This window comes from Klebsiella aerogenes, from assembly GCA_029027985.1.
GTDB classification, from domain to species: domain Bacteria; phylum Pseudomonadota; class Gammaproteobacteria; order Enterobacterales; family Enterobacteriaceae; genus Klebsiella; species Klebsiella aerogenes_A.
This window is the reverse complement of record CP119076.1, coordinates 3,496,128-3,519,097: the sequence shown is the minus strand read 5'-3', so window position 1 is coordinate 3,519,097 and position 22,970 is coordinate 3,496,128. Positions and strand designations below refer to the sequence as shown.

Below are 22,970 nucleotides of genomic sequence, written 5' to 3'. Positions count from 1 at the left end.
TTACTCACGGTGGTAAGGGTGGTTAGTCGTAATGCTCCACGCACGATACAGGCTCTCTGCCACCAGGACGCGTACCAGCGGATGAGGCAGGGTAAGCGTGGAAAGCGACCAGCTCTGTTCCGCCGCTGCTTTACAGGCCGGAGAAAGACCTTCCGGACCGCCGATGAGTAAACTGACATCCCGGCCATCCTGCTTCCAGCGTTCCAGCTCTCGCGCCAGCTGCGGTGTATCCCACGGTTTGCCGGGGATATCAAGGGTCACGATGCGGTTCTTGCCTGCGGCCGCCAACATCATTTCACCCTCTTTTTCGAGGATGCGTTTGATGTCGGCGTTTTTACCGCGCTTGCCGGCAGGGATCTCTACCAGTTCGAACGGCATATCTTTTGGAAAACGACGCAGGTATTCGCTAAAGCCAGTCTGAACCCAGTCCGGCATTTTGGTGCCAACGGCCACCAATTGCAGCTTCACGCATTAACTCCAGAGTTTTTCCAGCTCGTACAGACGACGGCTCTCTTCCTGCATGACGTGAACCATAACGTCGCCCAGATCGACGACGATCCAGTCGGCGGCGGCTTCACCTTCAACGCCCAGCGGCAGCATGCCGGCGGCGCGGGATTCCTGTACCACGTGGTCAGCGATAGACATAACGTGGCGCGTAGACGTGCCGGTGCAGATAATCATGCAATCGGTGATGCTGGATTTGCCATGTACATCAATGGCGACGATGTCCTGACCTTTCAGGTCATCAATTTTGTCGATAACAAAATCCTGGAGTGCTTTACCCTGCAAGTGTTCCCCCTGGGTGCGTGAAAAGTGATAACAATAAAGAGCCTGACAGTATACCCGAAGTCATGGCAATGTCGGGAGAAAAGTCAGATTTTAGCCCTTGAAAGCGGGCTATCATCCCATCCCTCGCTGACGATTGCATCGCCATTTTTGTAAAACAATCTCTGCGGCATGCGTGTAGCGGGTATCGCCTGGCAGCGGAGAATAACAGTCTGCTTTGGGCTGTCAATGGGCGGCCATGAATTCTTATTCCACGCGCCATTTTGCCTGGCTATTTAATACTCTCAAGGTCGCGAAATCATCGCGCAGTTCGATAAGACTCCAGCCGCCGTGGGCGATCGGAAAATGCCACATCGCCGCTGCCGGCATGTGTAATAGCAGTGCGGTTAACAGGCTTAATACCCCCTGATGACCGACGATCAGCAGATTATCCCACTGCTGGTATTGCGGCAGGGTTGCGGCAAAGGTCGAGATACGTTGCGCGAATGCCTGGAAGCCCTCGCCGTTGGTCGGCACGGCGTGTTGCCAGTCGTTGCACCAGGCGGCGTAGTTTTCAGGATCCTCTTTTTGCAGATCGCGGTGATGGCGCATTTCCCAATCGCCAAAAAACATCTCATTCAACGCCGGAATAATTTGCCGCGGGATCTGCCGTTCGGCGAGCAACACGTTGGCGGTGTGCTGGGTTCGCGCCAGTTCGCTGCATAACACGCAGTCGAAAGGCACCGCCTGTAGACAATCGCCCAGCGTACGAGCCTGTTGGATGCCGCGTTCGGTGAGGGGGGTAGGGGCATGACCGCTATATAGCCCGGCGACGTTAGCTTGCGTTTCGCCGTGGCGAACCAGCCATAATTTCATGATCAACTCCGTGGAAATGCCGTCGCGCTAACGATATCTCCGCGGCGGGTTATCAGCAATAGAGCTTCTGCTGCTGAATGTAGTCGAGTACCGCCGCCGGCAGCATGTCGGCACAGGAGATGCCCTGTTGCAGACGTTGGCGAATCAGGGTGGCGGAGATATCAAACCACGGCGTTTCCGCCAGGTAAATCACCCCGGCAGGGCGCTGGTGCAACTGCTCGACGTCGTGGGTCAGGTGTTTATCGAGCCAGCGCTGATCGTCTTCGCGCTTCATCGCCAACGGATAACCCGGGCGGCGGCAGACGATCAGATGGGCGTTATCGAGAATAGTGGCGTAGTTATGCCAGGTAGGAAAGGTCAACAGTGAATCCTGGCCGATAATAAACGCCAGCGGTTGATCCGGACCTTGCTCCTGGCGCCACTCTTGTAACGTTTGTGCGGTCCAGGATGGGGTATCGCGCTGCAGCTCGCGCTCGTCGAGCACGAACAGCGGTTTATCGGCAATGGCCAGCTCCAGCATATGTACGCGCTGAGCGCTGGTGGCTTCCGGCTGCGGACGGTGCGGCGGCACGTTATTGGGCACAATAATGACCCGGCTGAGGCCGATTTGGTTGGCCAGGATTTCAACTGGCTTGAGGTGGCCGTAATGCACCGGATCGAAGGTGCCGCCGTACATCGCCTGCAACTGAGTCATATCACCCATCAATAAAAACGTCCGCCAACGCTTTATGGCAGAGTAGTAACGAAAGACTTTCCAGCTCGGGCCAGATTGACTGGCCGTAATCCTGTTTGAACGTGAGCTCAGCGCGGGTCAATAACGTGACGGCCTGGCGCAGTTGCTCGGCGCTGAGGCGGTTTAGCGCGTCGCCGACCAGCTGGCGGCGGTTCTGCCAGACCCGGTGCTTGTCAAACAGCGCGCGCAGCGGCGTATGCGCGGACTGGCGTTTCAGGTTCACCAGTAGCAGCAGCTCGCGTTGCAGCGTACGCAGCAGAATGGCGGGTTCGCAACCTTCAAGACGCAGCTGCTGCAGGACGTGCAGGACGCGCTTGCTCTTCCCGGCCAGCAGAGCATCGACCCAGTGGTACGGCGTGAAGTGGGCGGCATCGTTCACCGCCTGCTCAACGCGCGGCAGGGTCAGCTTGCCGTCAGGCCACAGCAGCGAGAGCCGCTCCAGCGCTTGCGCCAGCGCCAGCAGGTTGCCTTCATAGCAGTAGCACAGCAGTTGGCTGGCCGCGTCATCTAGCTGCAGATTATTGTGTTTGGCGCGAGCAGCTAGCCAGCGCGGCAGCTGCGCGTATTCCGGCGTCTGACAGCTAATCTGCACGGCGCGGCTGGCAAGAGAGGTTACCCATGCCGCGTTCTCCTGCGCTTTGGTTAGTTTACTGCCGCGAACGATCAGCAGCAGGTCGTCATGCAGCATGCCGACCAGCGTCGCCAGCTGTTCGTTGATCGCCGCATTCGGGCCGTTTTCCGGCAGGATAAGGAGTAACGTCTGGCGGCTGGCGAAGAGGCTCAGCGCCTGACTTAATGAGAAAAGGGCGGGCCAGTCGGTGCTGGCGTCGATGGTCGCGGTATGGTGTTCAGTAAAGCCCTGAGCGGCAGCGGCGTCGCGGATCGCGTCCTGGCTTTCTTGTAACAGCAGTGGATCGCTACCAAGCAATAAATACGCCGCGCGCAGCCCTTCAGCGAGCTGCGCGCGGAGTTGTTCCGGGTACAACCGAATCATCAGTTACCCAGCGTAGTGGAAACGCGGTTGCCAGAGGTTGAGGTGGCCGGCGTACCAGACACCGGCTGCTCTGCCTCTTGAGTCGCTTCGACATCCGCAACATGGACGCTCGGCAGCTTACGGATTAATTGTTCCGCGGCTTTGTCGTACATCTCACGAATAATCATGTCCTGCTCGGCGTCTTTCGCCAGCGCCGCCTGCGGGTTATCGAAGAACGAACGGAACACCTTGGTGTTGATGGGGTAAATGTCATGACCCGGGATCAGCACGGTGGCGTTAACGGTCAGCACCATCTGGTATTCAGCAGTACGACCATCCTGGAAAATAGATGCCGTATCTTTCTGAATTGATGAGCTACCCAGACGCAGAGAAGGAACGTCCTTACGCAGCGTATCGGCATCGATCAGGTCAACGCCGTTCAGGCGTAGCTGATTGCGTACCGCGCGGCTAAGTGGACCATTCGGATCGCTTGACTGGAAAATCATAGTTTTCATTGTGGTTGGGACCTGCGTAGTACTACGCAGATGCCAGCCGCAACCGGCGGTGATTAACACCGCCAGAGATAACAGCATTGTTGCCAGATATCGCACGCTTCCTCCCGCGCTTAGCCAACGACCAGATTGAGCAGTTTGCCCGGAACGTAAATGACTTTACGTACGGTCACACCCTCGAGGTATTTCGCGACCAGATGTTCCTGGCCTGCACGTTCACGAACCTGCTCTTCGGTTGCATCTACCGGAACGGTAATTTTACCACGAACTTTACCATTTACCTGGACGACGACCAGAGTGGTGTTTTCAACCATTGCACTTTCGTCCGCTACCGGCCACGGCGCGTTGTCGATATCACCTTCGCCGCCCAGCTCCTGCCACAGGGTGAAACAGGCGTGCGGGGTGAACGGGTTGAGCATACGCACGACCGCCAGCAGAGCCTCGCGCATCAATGCGCGATCCTGTTCGCCTTCCTGCGGCGCTTTCGCCAGCTTGTTCATCAGCTCCATCACGGCGGCAATCGCGGTGTTGAAGGTCTGACGGCGGCCGATATCATCAGTCACTTTAGCGATAGTTTTGTGCACGTCGCGACGCAGCGCTTGCTGATCTTCGCTGAGGCTTGCGACATCCAGCGCGACCGCCGGGCCCTGGGCCGTGTGCTCGTAGACCAGTTTCCAGACGCGTTTCAGGAAGCGGTTCGCGCCTTCTACACCGGACTCCTGCCATTCGAGGGTCATGTCTGCCGGAGAAGCAAACATCATGAACAGACGCACGGTATCCGCGCCGTAGCGCTCAACCATCACCTGCGGGTCGATACCGTTGTTCTTCGACTTGGACATTTTGCTCATGCCGGTATAAACCAGCTCGCGGCCCTGCGGGTCGAAGGCTTTAACGATACGGCCTTTTTCATCGCGCTCAACGGTGGCGTCGATGGGCGATACCCAGTTACGTTCGCCGTTTTCGCCGACGTAGTAGAAGGCATCCGCCAGCACCATGCCCTGACACAGCAGTTGTTTGGCAGGTTCATTGGAGTTCACCATGCCGGCATCGCGCATCAGTTTGTGGAAGAAGCGGAAGTACAGCAGGTGCATAATGGCGTGTTCGATACCGCCGATATAGATATCCACCGGCAGCCAGTAGTTCGCGGCATTCGGATCCAGCATGCCTTTATCGTACTGCGGGCAGGTATAGCGCGCGTAGTACCAGGAGGATTCCATGAAGGTATCGAAGGTGTCGGTTTCACGCAGCGCCGGCATACCGTTAACGGTGGTTTTCGCCCACTCAGGATCGGCTTTGATCGGGCTGGTGATGCCGTCCATGACCACGTCCTCAGGCAGGATCACCGGCAGCTGATCTTCCGGCGTCGGCATGACGGTGCCGTCTTCCAGGGTCACCATCGGGATCGGCGCGCCCCAGTAACGCTGACGGGAAACGCCCCAGTCGCGCAGACGGTAGTTAACTTTACGCTCGCCAACGCCCAGCGCGGCCAGTTTGTCGGCAATGGCGTTGAAGCCCGCTTCGTAATCCAGACCGCTGAATTCGCCAGAGTTGAACAGCACGCCTTTCTCGGTCAGCGCCTGCTGGGAGAGATCCGGCTCGGAACCATCGGCGGCAAGGATAACCGGCTTGATGTTCAGACCATATTTGCTGGCAAACTCGTAGTCGCGCTGATCGTGACCCGGAACGGCCATGACGGCGCCGGTGCCGTATTCCATCAGGACGAAGTTTGCCGCCCACACCGGGATCGCTTCGCCAGTCAGCGGGTGAATGGCTTTAAAGCCGGTATCGACGCCTTTTTTCTCCATCGTCGCCATGTCCGCTTCGGCCACTTTGGTGTTACGGCATTCGTCGATAAAGGCGGCCAGCGCCGGATTGCTCGCCGCAGCCTGCTGCGCCAGCGGGTGACCCGCGGCGACGGCCAGGTAAGTGCAGCCCATAAAGGTATCCGGGCGGGTGGTGTAAACGGTCAGCTTGTTGGCGTATTCATTAACGTCAAAGGAGATTTCTACCCCTTCGGAACGGCCGATCCAGTTGCGCTGCATCGTCTTAACGGTATCTGGCCAGTGATCCAGCGTGTCCAGGTCGTTGAGCAGTTCGTCAGCGTAAGCGGTGATTTTGATAAACCACTGCGGGATCTCTTTACGTTCAACTTTGGTGTCGCAGCGCCAGCAGCAGCCGTCAATGACCTGCTCGTTGGCGAGAACGGTCTGATCGTTCGGGCACCAGTTCACTGCGGAGGTTTTCTTATAGACCAGGCCTTTTTTGTACAGCTCGGTGAAGAATTTTTGCTCCCAGCGGTAGTATTCCGGGGTGCAGGTCGCAATTTCACGGCTCCAGTCATAGCCGAAGCCCAGCTTTTTCAGCTGGTTTTTCATGTAAGCGATGTTGTCGTAGGTCCACGGAGCCGGCGCGGTGTTGTTTTTAACCGCTGCGCCTTCCGCAGGCAGACCAAACGCATCCCAACCGATCGGCTGCAGGACGTTCTTGCCCAGCATACGCTGATAGCGCGCGATAACGTCGCCGATGGTGTAGTTACGCACGTGACCCATGTGTAGTCGACCAGAAGGATAAGGAAGCATCGACAGGCAGTAATACTTCTCTTTGCTCTCGTCTTCAGTTACTTCAAATGTACGATTTTCGTCCCAGTGAAGCTGGACTTTCGATTCTATCTCTTCCGGGCGGTATTGCTCTTGCATGGCAGCCAGTGGTCCTGTTTTCAATACAGCTACAAAATGTAGCCAATGGATGTGTTATTTCAGATCGGCATAGCATAGCCCAAACGCCCACGTCAAAACAGCCTTTCGCACATTAACATCGGCAAAAGCGGCGCAGAATTTTTAGCGACTCTGTGGCGCGGCTGGCAAAGCAAATGGCCAATAACGTCTATTATTAGAAGAAGTTAATCACACCGGAGGCGAAATGATGAACAAGGTTGCTCAATATTACCGGGAACTGGTCTCCTCGCTCAGTGAACGGCTGCGCAATGGAGAGCGTGACATTGACGCTCTGGTGAAGCAGGCGAGGGTGAAAATCACCCAAGCCGGCGACCTGACGCAAAGCGAGGCTGAATCTCTTATTGCGGCGGTGAAGCGCGATCTGGAAGAATTTGCCCGCAGCTATGAAGAGAGCCAGGAGGACGAGAGCGATAGCGTGTTTATGCGGGTGATCAAAGAGAGTTTGTGGCAGGAACTTGCCGATATTACCGACAAAACACAGCTTGAATGGCGCGAGGTGTTTCAGGATCTGAATCACCATGGGGTTTACCACAGCGGCGAGGTCGTTGGCCTTGGCAACCTGGTATGCGAGAAGTGCCATTATCATCTGGCGGTGTATACGCCGGACGTCCTGCCGCGCTGTCCGAAGTGCGGACACGATCAGTTCCAGAGACGGCCGTTTGAACCCTGAGTGTTAAAAGCGGCGATGCGCGTTTAACCGCGCATCGCCGCTGAGGACGGTGGACATTAGTGCAGGATTTTGGCGAGGAAATCTTTGGCGCGTTCCGATTGCGGGTTGGCGAAGAACGCTTCTTTATCGACATCTTCGACAATCTTTCCTTCATCCATAAAGATCACCCGGTTGGCCACTTTGCGGGCGAAGCCCATTTCGTGAGTCACCACCATCATGGTCATACCTTCGTTAGCCAGCTCGACCATGACGTCCAGCACTTCGTTGATCATTTCCGGATCGAGCGCCGAAGTCGGCTCATCGAACAGCATGGCAATGGGGTCCATACACAGCGCGCGGGCGATCGCCACGCGTTGCTGCTGGCCGCCGGAGAGCTGCGCCGGATATTTTTCCGCATGCGCCGACAGACCGACGCGCTCCAGTAGTTTGAGGCCTTTGGCGCGTGAAGAGGCTTTATCGCGATTGAGGACCTTAATCTGCGCCAGCGTCAGGTTGTCGATGATCGACAGGTGCGGGAACAGTTCAAAGTGTTGAAACACCATACCGACGCGGGAACGCAGCTTGGCAAGGTTGGTTTTTTTATCATTCACCTTAGTGCCATCAACGATAATTTCACCCTGCTGTACCGGTTCCAGGCCGTTAACGGTTTTAATCAGCGTGGATTTACCGGAACCAGACGGCCCGCAGACCACCACGACTTCGCCTTTTTTCACTTCAGTGGAGCAATCGGTCAGCACCTGAAAGTGACCATACCATTTTGAAATATTTTTCAGGGTAATCATTACACAGTCCTTTTCTTCAACCAGCTGACCAACAGCGACGCGCTGAGGCTAAATACAAAATAAACGGCGCCTGCGAACAGGATCATTTCCACCTGGGTTCCGTCACGCTCGCCGATAGTGGAAGCAGTACGGAAGAAATCGGCCAGGCTCAGGACATACACAAGCGAAGTATCCTGGAACAGGACGATTCCCTGGGTTAGCAGCAGCGGGACCATGGCGCGGAAGGCCTGCGGCAGGATAACCAGCTTCATCGATTGCCAGTGGGTCATCCCCAGGGCCAACGAGGCGCTCGACTGGCCGCGAGAAATGCTCTGGATACCGGCGCGGATAATTTCCGAATAGTAGGCCGCTTCAAACATCGAGAACGCCACCATCGCTGAAATCAGGCGAATATCGGTTTTCGGCGATAATCCCAGTACGTTTTGCAGGAAGCCGGGAACGATCAGGTAGAACCACAGCAGCACCATCACCAACGGAATCGAGCGGAAAACGTTGACGTAGGTTTTCGCGAACCACGACAGCGGCAGGAAACTCGACAGGCGCATCACCGCCAGAATTGTGCCCCAAACGATACCAATAACAATCGCCGTGACGGTGATTTTCAGCGTAATAACCAGCCCTGCCAGCAGGTAAGGCATGGAAGGAACAATGGAACTCCAGTCAAAATCGTACATTATTTGCCTCCCATGTTGCCCGGCAGGCGAACTTTACGTTCAACCACGTACATCACCAGCATAATGACGGCATTGATGAAGACGTAGGCGAGGGTGATCGCGGTAAAAGATTCCCAGGCGTGGGCGGAGTAATCCAGCAGCTTACCCGCCTGCGCCGCCATGTCGGCCAGCCCGATAGTGGACGCGATGGCCGAGTTTTTCACCAGGTTCATCATTTCCGAGGTCATGGGCGGCACAATAACGCGATAGGCGTTTGGCAGCAGGACATAGCGGTAGGTTTGCGGCAGGGTCAGGCCCATCGCCAGGCCGGCGTTTTTCTGCCCGCGCGGCAGGGACTGGATCGCGGCGCGTACCTGTTCGCAGACGCGTGCGGCGGTAAACAGCCCGAGACACAGCATTGAGGAGACAAAGAACTGAATGTTCGGATCCAGCTCTGATTTAAACCACATCCCGATGTTTTCCGGCAGAAATTCCGGGATAACCAGGTACCAGGTAAAGAACTGAACGATCAGCGGAACGTTACGAAACAGTTCGACGTAGCAGGTGCCAATCCCGGATAACCAACGGTTAGGGACAGTACGCAGAATGCCGAACAGTGAGCCGACGAGAAAAGCGATAATCCAGGCGCTAACTGACAGGGCGACGGTGACCTGAAAACCGCTCCACAGCCAGCCTAAGTAGGTGGTGTTGCCGAACGGGGCAGGTTGCAGGAATATTCCCCAGTTCCAGTCTATTGACATAAATGGACTCCAGAAAAAAAAGGGTAGCAGCGCTACCCTCGAAGATTGTTGCCCTGCCTGTTTCGGTATTCGCGGCGGCTGGGGAACGACCAGCCACCGTATAGTCTGTCCGTGCGAAGGCAACAATCGGGAGGGCTACTTTGTTGAGCCCCTGTTTTTTTAATTAGTTAAGAGCCTTGTCGTTTGGTGATTTGAACAGCGCTTTCATGTCCTCAGACAGTTCGAAGTTCATGTTCAGGTTCTTCGGCGGAATAGGGTTCTTGAACCAGGTGTCGAACCATTTCGCTGCTTCGCCGGAAGTCTGCGCCTGAGAGACGGTGTCATCGATCAGGGTTTTGAACGAGGCGTCGCCTTTACGCAGCATGCAGCCGTAAGCTTCTTTCGACTGCGGCGTGCCGACGATTTCCCAGTTATCCGGTTTCTTCGCTTTCGCGCGTTCGCCAGCCAGTAGCGCGTCATCCATCATAAAGGCTACCGCGCGACCGCTTTCCAGAGTACGGAAAGAGTCGCCATGGTCTTTCGCGCTGATGATGCGCATGTTCATTTTCTTCTCGTCGTTCAGCTTATGCAGCAGCACTTCCGAGGTCGTACCGGAGGTCACGACTACCGCTTTGTCTTTCAGGTCCGGGAAGTCTTTAATCGGGCCGCCTTTTTTCACCAGCAGACGGGTACCGACCACGAAAATGGTATCGGAGAAGGCCGCTTGTTGCTGGCGTTCAAGGTTGTTGGTGGTAGAACCGCACTCAAAATCATAGGTGCCGTTTTGCAGCAGCGGGATACGGTTCTGCGAGGTCACCGGAATCAGCTTCACCTGCAGGTCAGGTTTGTTCAGCTTTTTCTTGATCGCCTCAACGATAGCGTTGGAGTAATCCTGGGAGTAGCCAACCACTTTCTGCTGGTTATCGTAATAGGAGAACGGCACTGATGATTCACGGTGACCGACGACAATGACGCCATTTTTGGCGATCTTATCCAGCGTGCTCTGGCCTGTGGCCGGGGCGGCATCTTCGGCGTGAGCCAGTCCGGCGGTCACTCCCATGACCAGCATTGCGGCGGCCAGTTTACGTAATTGCATATCCAACTCCTCATCCATAACGCCAGGGGCGTTAGTGGTACCCATTGTGATTGTGTGTGTTTTTTCTATTCCTTTCCGCGTTGCCGTTACGCCGCGCTTTCGGGAAACGTCTGCCATCTTGAAGTGCAGTATTTGTATGAGCTTGTTAGCATTTAGTTTGGCTTAATGTAAAGATTTTGCTGCGTTATTGTTTGTTTTTGCGAAGCGTACCGCACCATTTATGGGCAAAAATGGTTCGTTGCACCAACGTAGCGCGAAGCACGAACGCTTTCGGTGCAACGCCGGTACAACCGCTGGCAAAATCACGAATATGGATAGAATTAAGCAATGGCCGTGCCAGAGTGGCGAGAAAGAGATCCTGATACGGGGGATGGCTCACGGCGACGACCGCCGCCGTGAGCTGGCCGGGAAATACCCGGCTGAGAACGGTTAGTGACGACGCTGACGCAGGCTCATGACCAGTGCCGCAAAGCCGAACAGGGCGGTGAGCGCCCACAGCGGCCAGTTGCCGGTACGCGCATACGGCGTCAGACCAGTGGTTGGCGTCACCCGGGTCGTGAGTACTTCGCGGGTAAACTGCGGGATCATGTCCTGAATTTCGCCGCGCGGCCCAATAACTGCGGTAATGCCGTTGTTGGTGCTACGCAGCAGCGGGCGCGCCAATTCCAGCGCCCGCATACGCGCCATCTGGAAGTGCTGCCACGGGCCGATCGACTTACCAAACCACGCATCGTTGGAGATGGTCAGCAGATAATCGGTATCCGGACGGAAGTTATCGCGAACCTGCTCGCCGAGGATGATTTCGTAGCAAATCGCCGCTGTTAGCTTCATGTTATGCGCTACCAGCTGCGGTTGGACATACGGACCGCGGCTGAACGAGGACATCGGCAGATCAAAGAACGGCGCCAGCGGACGCAGAATCGATTCCAGCGGCACGAATTCGCCAAACGGCACCAGATGGTTCTTGTTGTAGCGATTGGTCGAGTCGTAGCTATACGGGTTGTCTTTACCCAGCGTGATGATGGTGTTGTAGGTATCGTAGCGGTTTTGTTTATTCAGCCGCGCATCGACAATACCGGTAATCAGCGAGCTATTTTTTGCGCGCATCAGGTCATCGACCATGCTAAGGAAATGCTGCTGATTGATTTCCAGATCCGGGATTGCCGACTCCGGCCAGATGATCAGCTGCGATTTACCCATATGCGGCTGGGTGAGATCGAGGTAGGTTTTCAGGGTATTAACCAGTTGGTGCTCATCCCACTTCATGGCCTGCGGGATATTTCCCTGCACCAGAGAGACTTCAGTTGCGCGCTCCGGCAGCAGTTGATACCACTGGATATAACGCAGCGGGAAGGGCAGGGCAAACAGCACTACAGCCATTACCAGTGGTTTCCAGTTACGCTGCGCGACAGCCAGCGCCAGCAGGCCGCTGACGACCATTAACAGGAAGTTGATCGCCTCAACGCCCATCAGCGGCGCCAGACCTTTCAGCGGGCCGTCAATCTGGCTATAGCCGAACTGCAGCCACGGGAAGCCGGTCAGTACCCAGCCGCGGAGGAATTCGGTAATTTGCCAGATCACCGGCGCAGCGATGGCGAGACGGATCCAGTGGGTTTTCGGCCACAGGCGTGAAAGGATCCCCGCGAACAGACCGGTATACAGCGACAGATAGGCCGCCAGCAGGACGACGAGGAAAACGTTGACCGGGCCGGGCATACCGCCGAACTGCGCGATACTGACGTAAACCCAGTTGATGCCGGTGCCGAATAGTCCCATTCCCCAGAAATAGCCAATCCAGGCGCTTTGCAGCGGGCGACGGTTAAGGGTGAGCGCTTGCAGGCCGAATAGCGAGACGATCGCCGCAGGCCAGAAGTCGTAAGGTGAAAAAGCCAGCGTTCCGCTGGCTCCGAATAACAGCGCCAGCAGCAGACGTATGCGCTGGCGTTCAAGTAAAGAGGCAAATACCATTTAGGTTAATCGTCCCGTTAAAATTAGTCTTCCAGTTTTGGCTGCGGCGCATCATCAGGAAGTTTGACATGGACCTGAATAATACGTCTGCTGTCAGCCATTGCGACCTTGAATTGGTAACCATCAATGTCTATCGACTCGCCGCGGGCCGGGAGATGACCGAAGGCCTGCATTACCAGTCCGCCGATGGTATCGACTTCTTCATCGCTAAAGTGGGTACCGTAGGCCTTGTTGAAGTCTTCAATCGACGCCAGCGCGCGCACCGTCCAGGTGTGACGGCTGAGTTGACGAAAATCGATATCTTCCTCTTCGTCATATTCGTCTTCGATCTCGCCGACGATAAGCTCAAGGATATCCTCGATAGTCACCAGACCAGACACGCCGCCGAACTCGTCGATGACGATAGCCATATGATAACGTTGTGAGCGGAACTCTTTCAGCATGCGGTCAACCCGCTTGCTTTCAGGCACGACAACCGCCGGGCGTAACACTTTTTCCATGCTGAAAGCCTCGGCGTCGCTGCGCATGAACGGCAGCAGATCCTTAGCCATCAGAATCCCTTCAATGTGATCTTTGTCTTCGCTAATGACCGGGAAACGCGAGTGAGCGGATTCGATGATCACATCGAGGCACTCGTCCAGAGTCTGGTTGCGTTTCAGGGTAATCATCTGCGAGCGCGGGATCATGATATCGCGGACGCGCTGGTCTGCGATATCCATTACCCCTTCAAGCATGTCGCGCGTATCTTCATCGATAAGCTCGTTCTGCCCGGAGTCACGGATCAGCGCCAATAATTCATCACGGTTTTTCGGCTCACCGTGAAAAAGTTGGCTGAGTAAGAGGGAGAAGAATCCCTTTTTGCTGTTTACTGTGTCACTACTGTGTGAATTGTCGTCGCTCATGGCGTCGTATGGGTTCTCGTGTTGGTTGATTACTGCTCAAAACGCGTAAACTCAGCGCCAGGCATGAGGGCCAGTCGCCGGCAAAGCCGGCGGCGGGTTATTCCTTCTCGGCAATGTACGGATCCTCATAGCCCAGAGCAAGCATTATCTCTGTTTCGAGGCCTTCCATTTCTTCCGCTTCTTCGTCTTCAATATGATCGTAGCCCAACAGATGTAGGCTACCGTGTACCACCATGTGCGCCCAGTGGGCTTCCAGCGGTTTATCCTGTTCTTTGGCTTCTTGTTCAACCACCTGGCGGCAGATGATCAGATCGCCGAGCAGCGGCATTTCGATTCCCGGCGGGGCTTCGAACGGGAAGGAGAGCACGTTGGTCGGTTTATCCTTCCCGCGATAAGTCAGGTTCAGCTCGTGGCTTTCTGCGATGTCAACCAGGCGAATGGTTAATTCTGACTCTTCCTGAAACTGCGGGATCACGGCATCCACCCAGCGTTGAAAGAGGGCTTCGTCCGGTAGACCGCTGGTGTCTTCGCAGGCCAGCTGTAAATCGAGAATCACCTGACTCATTTTTGCTCCTGTTCCTGGGCTTCGCGTTTACGCTCGGCGGCCAGTTCTGCTTTACGTTTTTGTTCTGCTTCTTCCCATGCTTCATAGGCATTGACGATGCGGGCAACGACCGGGTGGCGCACGACGTCTTCGCTATGGAAGAAATTGAAGCTGATTTCATCGACTTCCGCCAGCACTTCAATGGCGTGGCGCAGGCCGGATTTGGTGTTGCGCGGCAGGTCTATCTGGGTGACGTCGCCGGTGATAACCGCTTTCGAGTTAAAGCCGATACGAGTCAGGAACATCTTCATCTGTTCGATGGTGGTGTTCTGGCTTTCGTCGAGAATGATAAAGGCGTCATTCAGCGTGCGCCCGCGCATGTAGGCCAGCGGCGCGACTTCAATCACGTTGCGCTCAATCAGTTTCTCGACTTTCTCAAAGCCGAGCATTTCAAACAGCGCGTCGTACAGCGGGCGCAGATACGGATCGACTTTCTGGCTCAGATCGCCCGGCAGGAAGCCGAGTTTTTCGCCCGCTTCGACGGCAGGGCGGGTGAGCAGAATACGGCGGATCTCCTGACGTTCCAGGGCATCTACCGCCGCGGCAACCGCGAGGTAGGTTTTACCGGTACCCGCCGGTCCGACGCCGAAGGTAATATCGTGGTCAAGGATATTGGCGATGTACTGCGCCTGATTCGGAGTACGCGGTTTAATCACCCCGCGTTTGGTTTTGATATTGATGGCTTTGCCGTAATCCGGCACGCTCTCGGCGCTCTGTTCAAGCACGCGGGCTTCTTTGATGGCCAGGTGGATCTGTTCCGGTTCTATATCCTGAATCTGGCCGCGCATCGGCGCAGTATCGACATACAGGCTCGTCAGGATATCTGCGGCGGCGTGCACGCAAATCGCGCGACCGGTCAGTTTGAAGTGATTGTCGCGGCGGTTGATTTCAATGCCTAACCGGCGCTCCAGCTGTTTGATGTTGTCGTCAAACGGGCCGCACAGCCCCAACAGGCGCGCGTTATCCGCTGGCTCCAGGGTAATTTCACGGGTTTCTATGTTCAAACTGTTCCTCTTATTACGTGTGTTGCCGGATGACGTCAGTCATTCGACTAATAAGGAAATTATTCACGTCACGGGAATATGGCGCAAGCATTGCTGTAGATATAAGGGCGAGGAGGGGAAATGCAAGGCCTGCCGGAATCGGCAGACCTGCGGGGATTACGGCTGGTAGGTGCCAACACCCAGCTCGTTTTCTTTACGCGTACGCGCAATGACCGATTCCGGCGATTCCACGACGCGCAGCCCCATCTCGTCTTCGGTGCGGACAATGACGCCGCGCAGAGAGTTAGTGTAGACATCGACGATTTCAACGTCGACGAATTTACCCACCATATCCGGGGTGCCTTCAAAGTTCACCACGCGGTTGTTTTCGGTACGGCCGGAAAGCTCCATCAGGCTCTTGCGCGAGGTGCCTTCCACCAGAATACGCTGGGTGGTGCCGAGCATGCGGCGGCTCCAGGCCATCGCCTGCTGGTTAATACGCTCCTGCAGAATATACAGACGCTGCTTTTTGTCAGCATCCGGGACATCGTCAACCATATCCGCTGCCGGGGTACCCGGGCGGGCGGAGAAGATAAAGCTGAAGCTGACGTCGAAGTTGACTTCGCCAATCAACTTCATGGTCTTTTCGAAATCATCGTTGGTTTCACCAGGGAAGCCGACGATAAAGTCGGAGCTAATCTGGATATCCGGGCGCGCCTCGCGCAGTTTGCGAATAATCGCTTTGTATTCCAGCACGGTGTGGGTACGGCCCATCAGGTTCAGCACGCGGTCGGAACCGGCTTGTACAGGCAGATGCAGGAAGCTCACCAGCTCCGGCGTATCGCGATACACGTCGATGATATCGTCGGTAAACTCAATGGGATGGCTGGTGGTAAAGCGAATGCGGTCGATACCGTCGATGGCGGCGACCAGGCGCAGCAGATCGGCGAAGTTACCCGTTGTGCCATCGTAGTTCTCGCCGCGCCAGGCGTTAACGTTCTGTCCCAGCAGGTTGACTTCACGTACGCCCTGCGCCGCCAGTTGTGCTATTTCAAACAGAATATCGTCGCAAGGACGGCTGACTTCTTCACCGCGGGTATAAGGCACCACGCAGTAGGTACAGTATTTGTTGCAGCCTTCCATGATGGAAACGAAGGCGGTCGGCCCTTCGGCGCGCGGTTCCGGCAGGCGATCGAATTTTTCGATTTCCGGGAAGCTCACATCAATAACCGGTTTGTGGTTGTTGCGTACCGCATCGATCATTTCCGGCAGACGATGCAGCGTCTGTGGGCCAAAAATAATGTCAACATAGTGGGCGCGTTGGCGAATCAGCTTGCCTTCCTGAGAGGCGACGCAGCCGCCGACGCCGATGATGACGCCAGGTTTTTTGGCTTTCAGCAGTTTCCAGCGGCCAAGCTGATGGAACACTTTTTCCTGCGCCTTCTCGCGAATAGAGCAGGTATTGAGCAGCAGCACGTCCGCTTCTTCGGCCACTTCAGTGAGTTGATACCCATGGGTGGCATCCAGCAGATCGGCCATCTTTGATGAATCGTATTCATTCATCTGACAGCCCCAGGTTTTAATATGGAGTTTTTTTGTCATCGACTTGCTCATGCTCAGTTGTAGATATCCAAAAAGAAAGACGGGTACAGTTTAAGAATTAGAATTCATTCGCAGGGGAAGCATTGTAATGCTTTGACCGCCCCCTGACCAGTACGACCATGATCCCCGCAAGGACGCAAAAATCCGGTAAACTTAAGGAAATCAGGTTTAAGGATAATTGCCATGACAATTCATGCAACAGATGTCGCCATTGTCGGCGGCGGAATGGTCGGCGGCGCGCTGGCATTGGGGCTGGCGCAACACGGGTTTTCGGTTACGGTGATTGAAAAAAACGCGCCACCCGCGTTTGATGCCGTTGCGGCGCCGGATGTGCGTATTTCGGCGATCAGCGCCTCGTCGGTTGGCCTGCTGAAAAGCCTTGGAGTCTGGGAGGCGGTGCGCGGTATGCGCGCGCATGCCTATCGCCGCCTCGAGACCTGGGAGTGGGAAAGCGCGCACGTCGACTTTAATGCGGCGGAGCTGAAACTGCCGGAACTTGGCTATATGGTGGAGAACAATGTGTTGCAGCGGGCGTTATGGCAGGCGCTCGACGCTCATGACCAGGTCACTCTGCAAGTGGGCGTCTCGTTAAGCGAGCTGCAGCGCGAACAAGAGGGCGTGACGTTGCGTCTGAGCGATGGCGGCATTTGCGCGGCGCGACTGGCGATCGGCGCGGACGGCGCCAACTCTCAAGTGCGTGAGCTTGCCGGGATTGGCGTACAGGCCTGGCAGTATCAACAATCCTGTATGTTGATCAGCGTGCAGTGCGCCGACGAGCCCGGCGACAGCACCTGGCAGCAGTTCACCCCAAGCGGGCCGCGCGCGTTCCTGCCGCTGTTTGACCACTGGGCGTCGCTGGTGTGGTATGACACGCCGGCACGAATCCGCCAACTGCAGGGGATGTCGATGCCCCAGTTGCAGCAAGAGATTGCCGCGCACTTTCCGGCGCGGTTGGGTCGCGTGACGCCAATGAGTGCTGGCGCTTTTCCTCTAACCCGCCGCCATGCGTTGCAATATGTGCAGCCAGGACTGGCATTGGTTGGCGATGCGGCGCATACCATTCATCCGTTGGCGGGGCAGGGGGTGAATCTGGGTTATCGCGACGTTGATGCGCTGCTGGATATTTTGACCGAAGCGCGCGGGCGCGGCGAAGCCTGGTCCAGCCTGGCGGTGCTGAAGCGCTATCAGGCGCGGCGTCGGGCGGATAATTTTATTATGCAGTCAGGGATGGATCTGTTTTATGCCGGTTTCAGCAACGATCTGGCGCCAGTACGCGTGCTGCGCAACATTGGCCTGATGGCCGCAGAGCGCGCCGGGGTGTTAAAGCGCCAGGCGTTAAAGTATGCGTTAGGTTTGTAATCGATTTATTCCCGGTGAGGGGGGCGACAATCTATCACCGCCCTCGTGCCGGGAAAATAGCAAACCGCAGAAAGCAAAAAAGCCCACCGAGGTGAGCTTTTTTGCTGTTTAGTGGCTGGGGTACGAGGATTCGAACCTCGGAATGCTGGTATCAGAAACCAGAGCCTTACCGCTTGGCGATACCCCAACAGGGTGCGCTCACACGTGAACGTCTTTTGAATATGGCTGGGGTACGAGGATTCGAACCTCGGAATGCTGGTATCAGAAACCAGAGCCTTACCGCTTGGCGATACCCCAACAATTCTTTTTGGATTTATCGAAATGAATCGATAATTCCCTTGTATGGTGGCTACGACGGGATTCGAACCTGTGACCCCATCATTATGAGTGATGTGCTCTAACCAGCTGAGCTACGTAGCCAAATTATAGTACTGTTTCTTCGATGGCTGGGGTACCTGGATTCGAACCAGGGAATGCCGGTATCAAAAACCGGTGCCTTACCGCTTGGCGATACCCCAATACCGTTGCGGTGAACCGCTAATATCGAAGAAATATGGCTGGGGTACCTGGATTCGAACCAGGGAATGCCGGTATCAAAAACCGGTGCCTTACCGCTTGGCGATACCCCATCCGTGCAACGCTGATTGGTGAATGGTGCGGGAGGCGAGACTTGAACTCGCACACCTTGCGGCGCCAGAACCTAAATCTGGTGCGTCTACCAATTTCGCCACTCCCGCAAAAAAGATGGTGGCTACGACGGGATTCGAACCTGTGACCCCATCATTATGAGTGATGTGCTCTAACCAGCTGAGCTACGTAGCCATCTTTTTTCGCGTTACCTTATCGGCGTTGCGGGGCGCATTATGCGTATTGGGCCTGCGAGCGTCAACCCCTTTTTCAAGTAAAATCGTTGGAATGTGACTGTTTGGTTAGGTTGCGAACAGCATGCTGCAATAATCGGCAAGAATTGATTATTTATCGTTTTTATTTGTCGATTCCGGGGTAAAAAAACGGACCCTGTTGGGTCCGTTACGCTTGCCGATCGCTTATTGATAAGCCGACTGATGCACGCCGACCGCGCGTCCTGATGGATCGTTCATGGTTTTGAACGCTTCATCCCACTCGATGGCTTTAGCCGAGGAACAGGCGACGGATGGGCCGCCTGGTACGCATTGTGCAGCGCTCGGCAGCGGGAATAGCTCTTCGAAGATTTCGCGGTACAGATAGCCCTCTTTTGAGCTTGGGGTGTTATACGGGAAGCGGAAGCTTGCCGTCTCCAGTTGCTGGTCGCTAATCTGTTTTGCCGCCACTTCTTTCAGCGTATCAATCCAGCTATAACCCACGCCGTCAGAGAACTGCTCTTTTTGGCGCCAGGCGACGCTTGCCGGCAGATAGGCTTCAAAGCACTCGCGCAGAATGTGTTTTTCCATTTTGCCGTTGCCGCACATTTTATCCTGCGGGTTGATGCGCATCGCCACGTCGAGGAATTTCTTATCGAGGAACGGTACGCGAGCTTCAACGCCCCAGGCGGACATCGCTTTGTTGGCGCGGGCGCAGTCAAACATATGCAGCGCCTGCAGTTTACGTACCGTCTCTTCGTGCAACTCTTTCGCGTTCGGCGCTTTATGGAAGTAGAGATAACCGCCGAACACTTCATCGGAACCTTCGCCGGAGAGCACCATCTTGATGCCCATGGCTTTAATTTTGCGCGACATCAGGTACATCGGCGTTGAGGCGCGGATGGTCGTCACATCGTAGGTTTCGATGTGATAGATAACGTCGCGGATCGCATCCAGCCCTTCCTGCACGGTAAAGTGAATTTCGTGGTGTACGGTGCCGAGATGGTTAGCCACTTCCTGCGCGGCTTTCAGGTCAGGAGACCCTTCCAGACCAACTGCAAACGAGTGCAGCTGCGGCCACCAGGCTTCGCTGCGTTCCTGATCTTCGACGCGACGCGCGGCGTATTTCTTGGTGATGGCTGAAATAACGGAAGAATCCAGACCACCAGACAGCAGTACCCCGTAAGGGACATCGGACATCAGGTGGCTTTTCACTGATTCTTCCAACGCCTGACGTAGTTCGTTTTTATCGGTTACGTTGTCTTTTACCGCATCGTAGTCGAACCAGTCGCGCTGATAGTACTGGCGAATTTCGCCATCTTTGCTCCACAGATAGCTACCCGCCGGGAACTCTTTGATGGTACGACACACCGGCACCAGCGCTTTCATTTCGGAAGCAACGTAGAAGTTGCCGTGTTCGTCGTGGCCCATGTACAGCGGAATAATACCGATAGGGTCGCGGCCAATTAAATAAGCGTCTTTCTCGCTGTCGTACAGCGCGAAGGCGAACATTCCTTGCAACTCATCAAGGAACTCTGGTCCTTTTTCCTGATACAGCGCCAGGATCACTTCACAGTCGGAACCGGTCTGGAACTGATAGCGTTCGCCGTACTCTGCGCGTAGCGCCTGGTGGTTATAGATTTCACCGTTCACCGCCAGGGCGTGGGTTTTTTGTTGGTTGTAGAGCGGCTGCGCACCGGCGTTGACGTCGACGATCGACAGACGCTCGTGGACGAGGATGGCTTTATCGCAGGCATAGACGCCGGACCAGTCCGGGCCGCGGTGACGCATCAGGCGAGAGAGTTCCAGAGCCTTTTTACGCAGTTCGCCTGCGTCAGTTTTAATATCCAGTACGCCAAAAATAGAACACATAGCCTTCTCCGTTACCCTGTCGTGTGGTGATGTTGTGCAGACCTCGTCTTCTCGCAAGGCCTCAGTGCTTGTTAAAGAAAATGCCGTAAAGGGAGGAAGGGTGCAAGAGGTTTGCCCGCTGAAAAAGAAAAAGTGCAATCCTGATTGCCAGATGTTGAAAAATGAGTGTGTTTCAGGCGGATTTATTGATGATTGTTTACTAATTGGCGGTTTTTATTAGATGAATGTATTTTTGCCAGGGTTGAAAATGAAAAACCACGTCCAGGGACGTGGTTTTGGCTCAGAAAATGTCGATTTCAGCGACCGATGGGTAAATCCACGAGGGGCGGAACGGCATGCTATCGATATCGTCCAGCGTCGAGACGCCAGAAAGCACCAGAATGGTCTCGAGGCCCGCCTGGAACCCCGCGAGGATATCGGTGCGTAGGTTGTCGCCGACAATTACCGTCTGCTCGGAGTGGGCCTGCATTTTATTGAGCGCCGAGCGGATAATCCACGGACTCGGTTTGCCGACATAAAACGGCTTGCGCCCGGAAATTTTCTCGATGCCGGCGCACAGCGCGCCGCAGGCCGGATAGTAGCCGCGACCGTGGGTATCCGGGTTGGTGGCGATAAAGCGCGCGCCGTTGGCGACGAAGAAAGCCGCCTTGTGCATCATTTCCCAGTTAAAGGAGCGGGTCTCGCCAACGATCACGAAATCAGGGTTAACGTCGGTGATGGTGAACCCGGCTTTGTAGAGTTCGTGGATCAGCGCGCCTTCGCCGACGACGTAGGCCTTTTTCCCTTCCTGGCGGCGCAGAAAATCGGCGGTCGCCATGGCTGAGGTGTAGAACGCGGTGTCCGGCGCGTCAATGCCCGCAGTGGCGAAACGGTTGGCCAAATCCTGCCCGGTTTGCGACGGGTAGTTGGTCAGCATCACCAGCGGCATGCCTTTATCCAGGATGCGTTTGATAAACTCAGCGGCGCCGGGAACCGCCACGTTATCGTGCATCAGCACGCCGTCGATATCACAAATTACGTTTTGAATGGTCATGGACAGTCCAACATCATTAACGAAAGGCAAAACTATAAAGCTGGATTAACTTTCCAGCAAATGCTGTAGCAGAGTGCCGTTGAGCATCGCGCGTTTGACCAGCGCAAAGGCGCCGATGGCTGAGCGGTGATCCAGCGTTGAACGCACCACCGGTAGATTTTTGCGAAACGCCTTCAGCGCCTGGCCGTTAATACAGCCTTCGATCGCTGGCAGCAGCACTTTTTCCGCTTCGACGATCTCGCCGGCAATCACCACTTTTTGCGGGTTAAACAGGTTGATGGCGATGGCGATGGTTTTGCCCAGATGGCGGCCGACATACTCGACCACTTCACAGGCCAGCGCGTCGCCTTTGTTCGCCGCTTTGCAGATAGTCTTGATATTGCAGTCATCGAGCGCGATACGGCTTTGATAGCCCTGTTCCAGCAGATGGCGGACGCGATGCTCAATCGCGGCGTTGGCGGCGACGGTCTCCAGGCAGCCGAAGTTGCCGCAGTGGCAGCGTTCGCCCAGCGGGTCTACCTGGATATGGCCAATCTCGCCGACGTTGCCGTTACGGCCGATAAAAATACGCCCGTTGGAGATAATACCCGCGCCGGTGCCGCGGTGGACGCGCACCAGAATGGAATCTTCGCAATCCTGACTTGCGCCAAAATAGTGCTCCGCCAGCGCCAGGCTGCGGATATCGTGGCCGACGAAGCAGGTAACGTTAAAACGTTTTTCCAGCGCCTCAACCAGCCCCCAGTTCTCCACCTGAATGTGCGGCATATAGCGGATAACCCCGCTTTCCGGATCGACTAGCCCCGGCAGGATGACTGAAATGGCGATCAGTTCGCGGATTTTACGCTGACAGTGGTCAATAAAGGTGGCGATGATATTCAGCAGGGCGTGTTCCAGGGTCTCCTGGGTACGCTCCGGCAGAGGGAAGTGTTCTTCTTCCAGCGTCTTGCTGCTTAAATCATAGAGGGTCAGAGTGGCGTCATAGCGGCCAAGCCGCACGCCGATGGCGTTGAAATTGCGGGTCTCCGCAATGATGGAGATAGCGCGGCGGCCCCCGGTGGAGGCCTGCTGATCGACTTCTTTGATCAGTCCGCGCTCAATCAGCTGACGCGTGATTTTAGTCACGCTGGCAGGGGCAAGCTGGCTTTGTTCCGCTATCTGAATGCGCGAGATAGGACCGTGTTGGTCAATCAGCCGATAGACGGCCGCGCTGTTCAGCTGTTTTACCAGATCGACGTTACCAATTTGAGCTTGTCCGCCTGCTGTCATACTTTTA

At 55.6% G+C, this 22,970-nt stretch carries 22 protein-coding genes and 7 tRNA genes; 3 read left to right on the top strand and 26 right to left on the bottom strand.

What is annotated here, in order from left to right; all coding sequences use genetic code 11:
- From rlmH to leuS, 7 genes are all read right to left on the bottom strand, one after another.
- Complete coding sequence (rlmH, locus tag PYR66_16750) at positions 1–468, bottom strand: 23S rRNA (pseudouridine(1915)-N(3))-methyltransferase RlmH (protein WEF26939.1); 468 nt, start codon at positions 466–468, stop codon at positions 1–3.
- Positions 469–471: 3 nt separating this feature from the next.
- Positions 472–789, bottom strand: coding sequence for a ribosome silencing factor (gene rsfS, locus PYR66_16745; protein ID WEF26938.1), 318 nt, complete (start codon positions 787–789; stop codon positions 472–474).
- A 243-nt stretch (positions 790–1,032) separates the two neighbouring features.
- The gene (locus tag PYR66_16740; GenBank protein ID WEF26937.1) at positions 1,033–1,641 is read right to left on the bottom strand and encodes an adenosylcobalamin/alpha-ribazole phosphatase; all 609 of its coding nucleotides are present in this window, start codon (positions 1,639–1,641) and stop codon (positions 1,033–1,035) included.
- A gap of 52 nt (positions 1,642–1,693) precedes the next feature.
- Positions 1,694–2,344 carry a nicotinate-nucleotide adenylyltransferase gene (gene nadD, locus PYR66_16735; GenBank protein WEF26936.1) on the bottom strand — a complete coding sequence of 217 codons (651 nt, stop codon included), beginning with the start codon at positions 2,342–2,344 and terminating at the stop codon, positions 1,694–1,696.
- Positions 2,337–3,368, bottom strand: coding sequence for a DNA polymerase III subunit delta (holA, locus tag PYR66_16730; GenBank protein WEF26935.1), 1,032 nt, complete (start codon positions 3,366–3,368; stop codon positions 2,337–2,339). The genes nadD and holA overlap by 8 nt, the downstream gene beginning before the upstream one ends.
- Positions 3,368–3,958 (bottom strand): LPS assembly lipoprotein LptE, encoded by a 591-nt coding sequence (lptE, locus tag PYR66_16725; GenBank protein WEF26934.1) that lies wholly within the window; start codon positions 3,956–3,958, stop codon positions 3,368–3,370. Before lptE ends, holA begins: the two co-directional genes overlap by 1 nt.
- A 14-nt stretch (positions 3,959–3,972) precedes the next feature.
- Positions 3,973–6,555, bottom strand: coding sequence for a leucine--tRNA ligase (leuS, locus tag PYR66_16720; GenBank protein WEF26933.1), 2,583 nt, complete (start codon positions 6,553–6,555; stop codon positions 3,973–3,975).
- A 226-nt stretch (positions 6,556–6,781) separates the two neighbouring features.
- Here leuS and PYR66_16715 point away from each other — a divergent pair, with 226 nt between their 5' ends.
- On the top strand, positions 6,782–7,264 hold the full coding sequence (locus tag PYR66_16715; GenBank protein ID WEF30481.1) for a zinc ribbon-containing protein: 483 nt from the start codon (positions 6,782–6,784) through the stop codon (positions 7,262–7,264).
- 56 nt (positions 7,265–7,320) lie between these two features.
- On the opposite strand, the gene PYR66_16710 is transcribed toward PYR66_16715, so the two are convergent.
- The 4 genes from PYR66_16710 to PYR66_16695 form a co-directional block, all read right to left on the bottom strand.
- On the bottom strand, positions 7,321–8,046 hold the full coding sequence (locus PYR66_16710; protein WEF26932.1) for an amino acid ABC transporter ATP-binding protein: 726 nt from the start codon (positions 8,044–8,046) through the stop codon (positions 7,321–7,323).
- Positions 8,046–8,720 carry a glutamate/aspartate ABC transporter permease GltK gene (gltK, locus tag PYR66_16705; GenBank protein WEF26931.1) on the bottom strand — a complete coding sequence of 225 codons (675 nt, stop codon included), beginning with the start codon at positions 8,718–8,720 and terminating at the stop codon, positions 8,046–8,048. The genes PYR66_16710 and gltK overlap by 1 nt, the downstream gene beginning before the upstream one ends.
- The gene (locus tag PYR66_16700; protein ID WEF26930.1) at positions 8,720–9,460 is read right to left on the bottom strand and encodes an amino acid ABC transporter permease; all 741 of its coding nucleotides are present in this window, start codon (positions 9,458–9,460) and stop codon (positions 8,720–8,722) included. The genes gltK and PYR66_16700 overlap by 1 nt, the downstream gene beginning before the upstream one ends.
- A 163-nt stretch (positions 9,461–9,623) precedes the next feature.
- Positions 9,624–10,535 (bottom strand): amino acid ABC transporter substrate-binding protein, encoded by a 912-nt coding sequence (locus PYR66_16695; protein WEF26929.1) that lies wholly within the window; start codon positions 10,533–10,535, stop codon positions 9,624–9,626.
- 310 nt (positions 10,536–10,845) lie between these two features.
- On the opposite strand from PYR66_16695, the gene PYR66_16690 reads away from it, so the two are divergent.
- Positions 10,846–10,968, top strand: coding sequence for a hypothetical protein (locus PYR66_16690; protein ID WEF26928.1), 123 nt, complete (start codon positions 10,846–10,848; stop codon positions 10,966–10,968).
- Here PYR66_16690 and lnt read toward each other — a convergent pair.
- The 5 genes from lnt to miaB form a co-directional block, all read right to left on the bottom strand.
- Entirely contained in the window at positions 10,965–12,503 is a 1,539-nt protein-coding gene (gene lnt, locus PYR66_16685) for an apolipoprotein N-acyltransferase (protein ID WEF26927.1), read from the bottom strand. The two genes, PYR66_16690 and lnt, sit on opposite strands and share 4 nt — an antisense overlap.
- A gap of 23 nt (positions 12,504–12,526) precedes the next feature.
- Positions 12,527–13,405, bottom strand: a complete 879-nt coding sequence (gene corC / locus PYR66_16680; protein WEF26926.1) for a CNNM family magnesium/cobalt transport protein CorC — start codon at positions 13,403–13,405, stop codon at positions 12,527–12,529.
- Between the two features lie 97 nt (positions 13,406–13,502).
- Positions 13,503–13,970: an rRNA maturation RNase YbeY gene (ybeY, locus tag PYR66_16675; protein ID WEF26925.1), complete on the bottom strand. Its 468-nt coding sequence runs from the start codon at positions 13,968–13,970 to the stop codon at positions 13,503–13,505.
- A complete protein-coding gene (locus PYR66_16670; GenBank protein WEF26924.1) occupies positions 13,967–15,013 on the bottom strand; it encodes a PhoH family protein in 1,047 nt (348 codons plus the stop codon). The genes ybeY and PYR66_16670 overlap by 4 nt, the downstream gene beginning before the upstream one ends.
- A gap of 156 nt (positions 15,014–15,169) precedes the next feature.
- Positions 15,170–16,594 (bottom strand): tRNA (N6-isopentenyl adenosine(37)-C2)-methylthiotransferase MiaB, encoded by a 1,425-nt coding sequence (miaB, locus tag PYR66_16665; GenBank protein ID WEF26923.1) that lies wholly within the window; start codon positions 16,592–16,594, stop codon positions 15,170–15,172.
- Between the two features lie 183 nt (positions 16,595–16,777).
- Between miaB and ubiF the strand changes: the two genes are divergently transcribed.
- Positions 16,778–17,953, top strand: coding sequence for a 3-demethoxyubiquinol 3-hydroxylase (ubiF, locus tag PYR66_16660; GenBank protein ID WEF26922.1), 1,176 nt, complete (start codon positions 16,778–16,780; stop codon positions 17,951–17,953).
- Positions 17,954–18,065: 112 nt separating this feature from the next.
- Here ubiF and PYR66_16655 read toward each other — a convergent pair.
- The 10 genes from PYR66_16655 to PYR66_16610 all read right to left on the bottom strand — a co-directional run bounded on the left by PYR66_16655 (position 18,066) and on the right by PYR66_16610 (position 22,963).
- Positions 18,066–18,140, bottom strand: a tRNA-Gln gene (locus PYR66_16655).
- Positions 18,141–18,175: 35 nt separating this feature from the next.
- A tRNA-Gln gene (locus tag PYR66_16650) sits at positions 18,176–18,250 on the bottom strand.
- Between the two features lie 46 nt (positions 18,251–18,296).
- Positions 18,297–18,373 (bottom strand) — tRNA-Met (locus PYR66_16645).
- 23 nt (positions 18,374–18,396) lie between these two features.
- Positions 18,397–18,471, bottom strand: a tRNA-Gln gene (locus tag PYR66_16640).
- A gap of 36 nt (positions 18,472–18,507) precedes the next feature.
- A tRNA-Gln gene (locus tag PYR66_16635) sits at positions 18,508–18,582 on the bottom strand.
- A 23-nt stretch (positions 18,583–18,605) separates the two neighbouring features.
- Positions 18,606–18,690 (bottom strand) — tRNA-Leu (locus PYR66_16630).
- 8 nt (positions 18,691–18,698) lie between these two features.
- A tRNA-Met gene (locus PYR66_16625) sits at positions 18,699–18,775 on the bottom strand.
- A gap of 224 nt (positions 18,776–18,999) precedes the next feature.
- Positions 19,000–20,664 (bottom strand): asparagine synthase B, encoded by a 1,665-nt coding sequence (gene asnB, locus PYR66_16620; protein WEF26921.1) that lies wholly within the window; start codon positions 20,662–20,664, stop codon positions 19,000–19,002.
- 280 nt (positions 20,665–20,944) lie between these two features.
- On the bottom strand, positions 20,945–21,697 hold the full coding sequence (locus PYR66_16615; GenBank protein WEF26920.1) for an HAD-IIA family hydrolase: 753 nt from the start codon (positions 21,695–21,697) through the stop codon (positions 20,945–20,947).
- A gap of 45 nt (positions 21,698–21,742) precedes the next feature.
- Positions 21,743–22,963 carry an ROK family transcriptional regulator gene (locus tag PYR66_16610; GenBank protein WEF26919.1) on the bottom strand — a complete coding sequence of 407 codons (1,221 nt, stop codon included), beginning with the start codon at positions 22,961–22,963 and terminating at the stop codon, positions 21,743–21,745.
- Between the last annotated feature and the right edge of the window lie 7 nt (positions 22,964–22,970).

Excerpts from the sequence above, each read along its gene's own strand:
- PYR66_16740 (WEF26937.1), bottom strand. The coding sequence starts at position 1,641 with ATGAAATTATGGCTGGTTCGCCACGGCGAAACGCAAGCTAACGTCGCC.
- nadD (WEF26936.1), bottom strand. The coding sequence starts at position 2,344 with ATGGGTGATATGACTCAGTTGCAGGCGATGTACGGCGGCACCTTCGAT.
- holA (WEF26935.1), bottom strand. The coding sequence starts at position 3,368 with ATGATTCGGTTGTACCCGGAACAACTCCGCGCGCAGCTCGCTGAAGGG.
- leuS (WEF26933.1), bottom strand. The coding sequence starts at position 6,555 with ATGCAAGAGCAATACCGCCCGGAAGAGATAGAATCGAAAGTCCAGCTT.
- PYR66_16715 (WEF30481.1), top strand. The coding sequence starts at position 6,782 with ATGAACAAGGTTGCTCAATATTACCGGGAACTGGTCTCCTCGCTCAGT.
- PYR66_16710 (WEF26932.1), bottom strand. The coding sequence starts at position 8,046 with ATGATTACCCTGAAAAATATTTCAAAATGGTATGGTCACTTTCAGGTG.
- gltK (WEF26931.1), bottom strand. The coding sequence starts at position 8,720 with ATGTACGATTTTGACTGGAGTTCCATTGTTCCTTCCATGCCTTACCTG.
- PYR66_16700 (WEF26930.1), bottom strand. The coding sequence starts at position 9,460 with ATGTCAATAGACTGGAACTGGGGAATATTCCTGCAACCTGCCCCGTTC.
- PYR66_16695 (WEF26929.1), bottom strand. The coding sequence starts at position 10,535 with ATGCAATTACGTAAACTGGCCGCCGCAATGCTGGTCATGGGAGTGACC.
- PYR66_16690 (WEF26928.1), top strand. The coding sequence starts at position 10,846 with ATGGATAGAATTAAGCAATGGCCGTGCCAGAGTGGCGAGAAAGAGATC.
- lnt (WEF26927.1), bottom strand. The coding sequence starts at position 12,503 with ATGGTATTTGCCTCTTTACTTGAACGCCAGCGCATACGTCTGCTGCTG.
- corC (WEF26926.1), bottom strand. The coding sequence starts at position 13,405 with ATGAGCGACGACAATTCACACAGTAGTGACACAGTAAACAGCAAAAAG.
- ybeY (WEF26925.1), bottom strand. The coding sequence starts at position 13,970 with ATGAGTCAGGTGATTCTCGATTTACAGCTGGCCTGCGAAGACACCAGC.
- miaB (WEF26923.1), bottom strand. The coding sequence starts at position 16,594 with ATGACAAAAAAACTCCATATTAAAACCTGGGGCTGTCAGATGAATGAA.
- ubiF (WEF26922.1), top strand. The coding sequence starts at position 16,778 with ATGACAATTCATGCAACAGATGTCGCCATTGTCGGCGGCGGAATGGTC.
- asnB (WEF26921.1), bottom strand. The coding sequence starts at position 20,664 with ATGTGTTCTATTTTTGGCGTACTGGATATTAAAACTGACGCAGGCGAA.
- PYR66_16615 (WEF26920.1), bottom strand. The coding sequence starts at position 21,697 with ATGACCATTCAAAACGTAATTTGTGATATCGACGGCGTGCTGATGCAC.
- PYR66_16610 (WEF26919.1), bottom strand. The coding sequence starts at position 22,963 with ATGACAGCAGGCGGACAAGCTCAAATTGGTAACGTCGATCTGGTAAAA.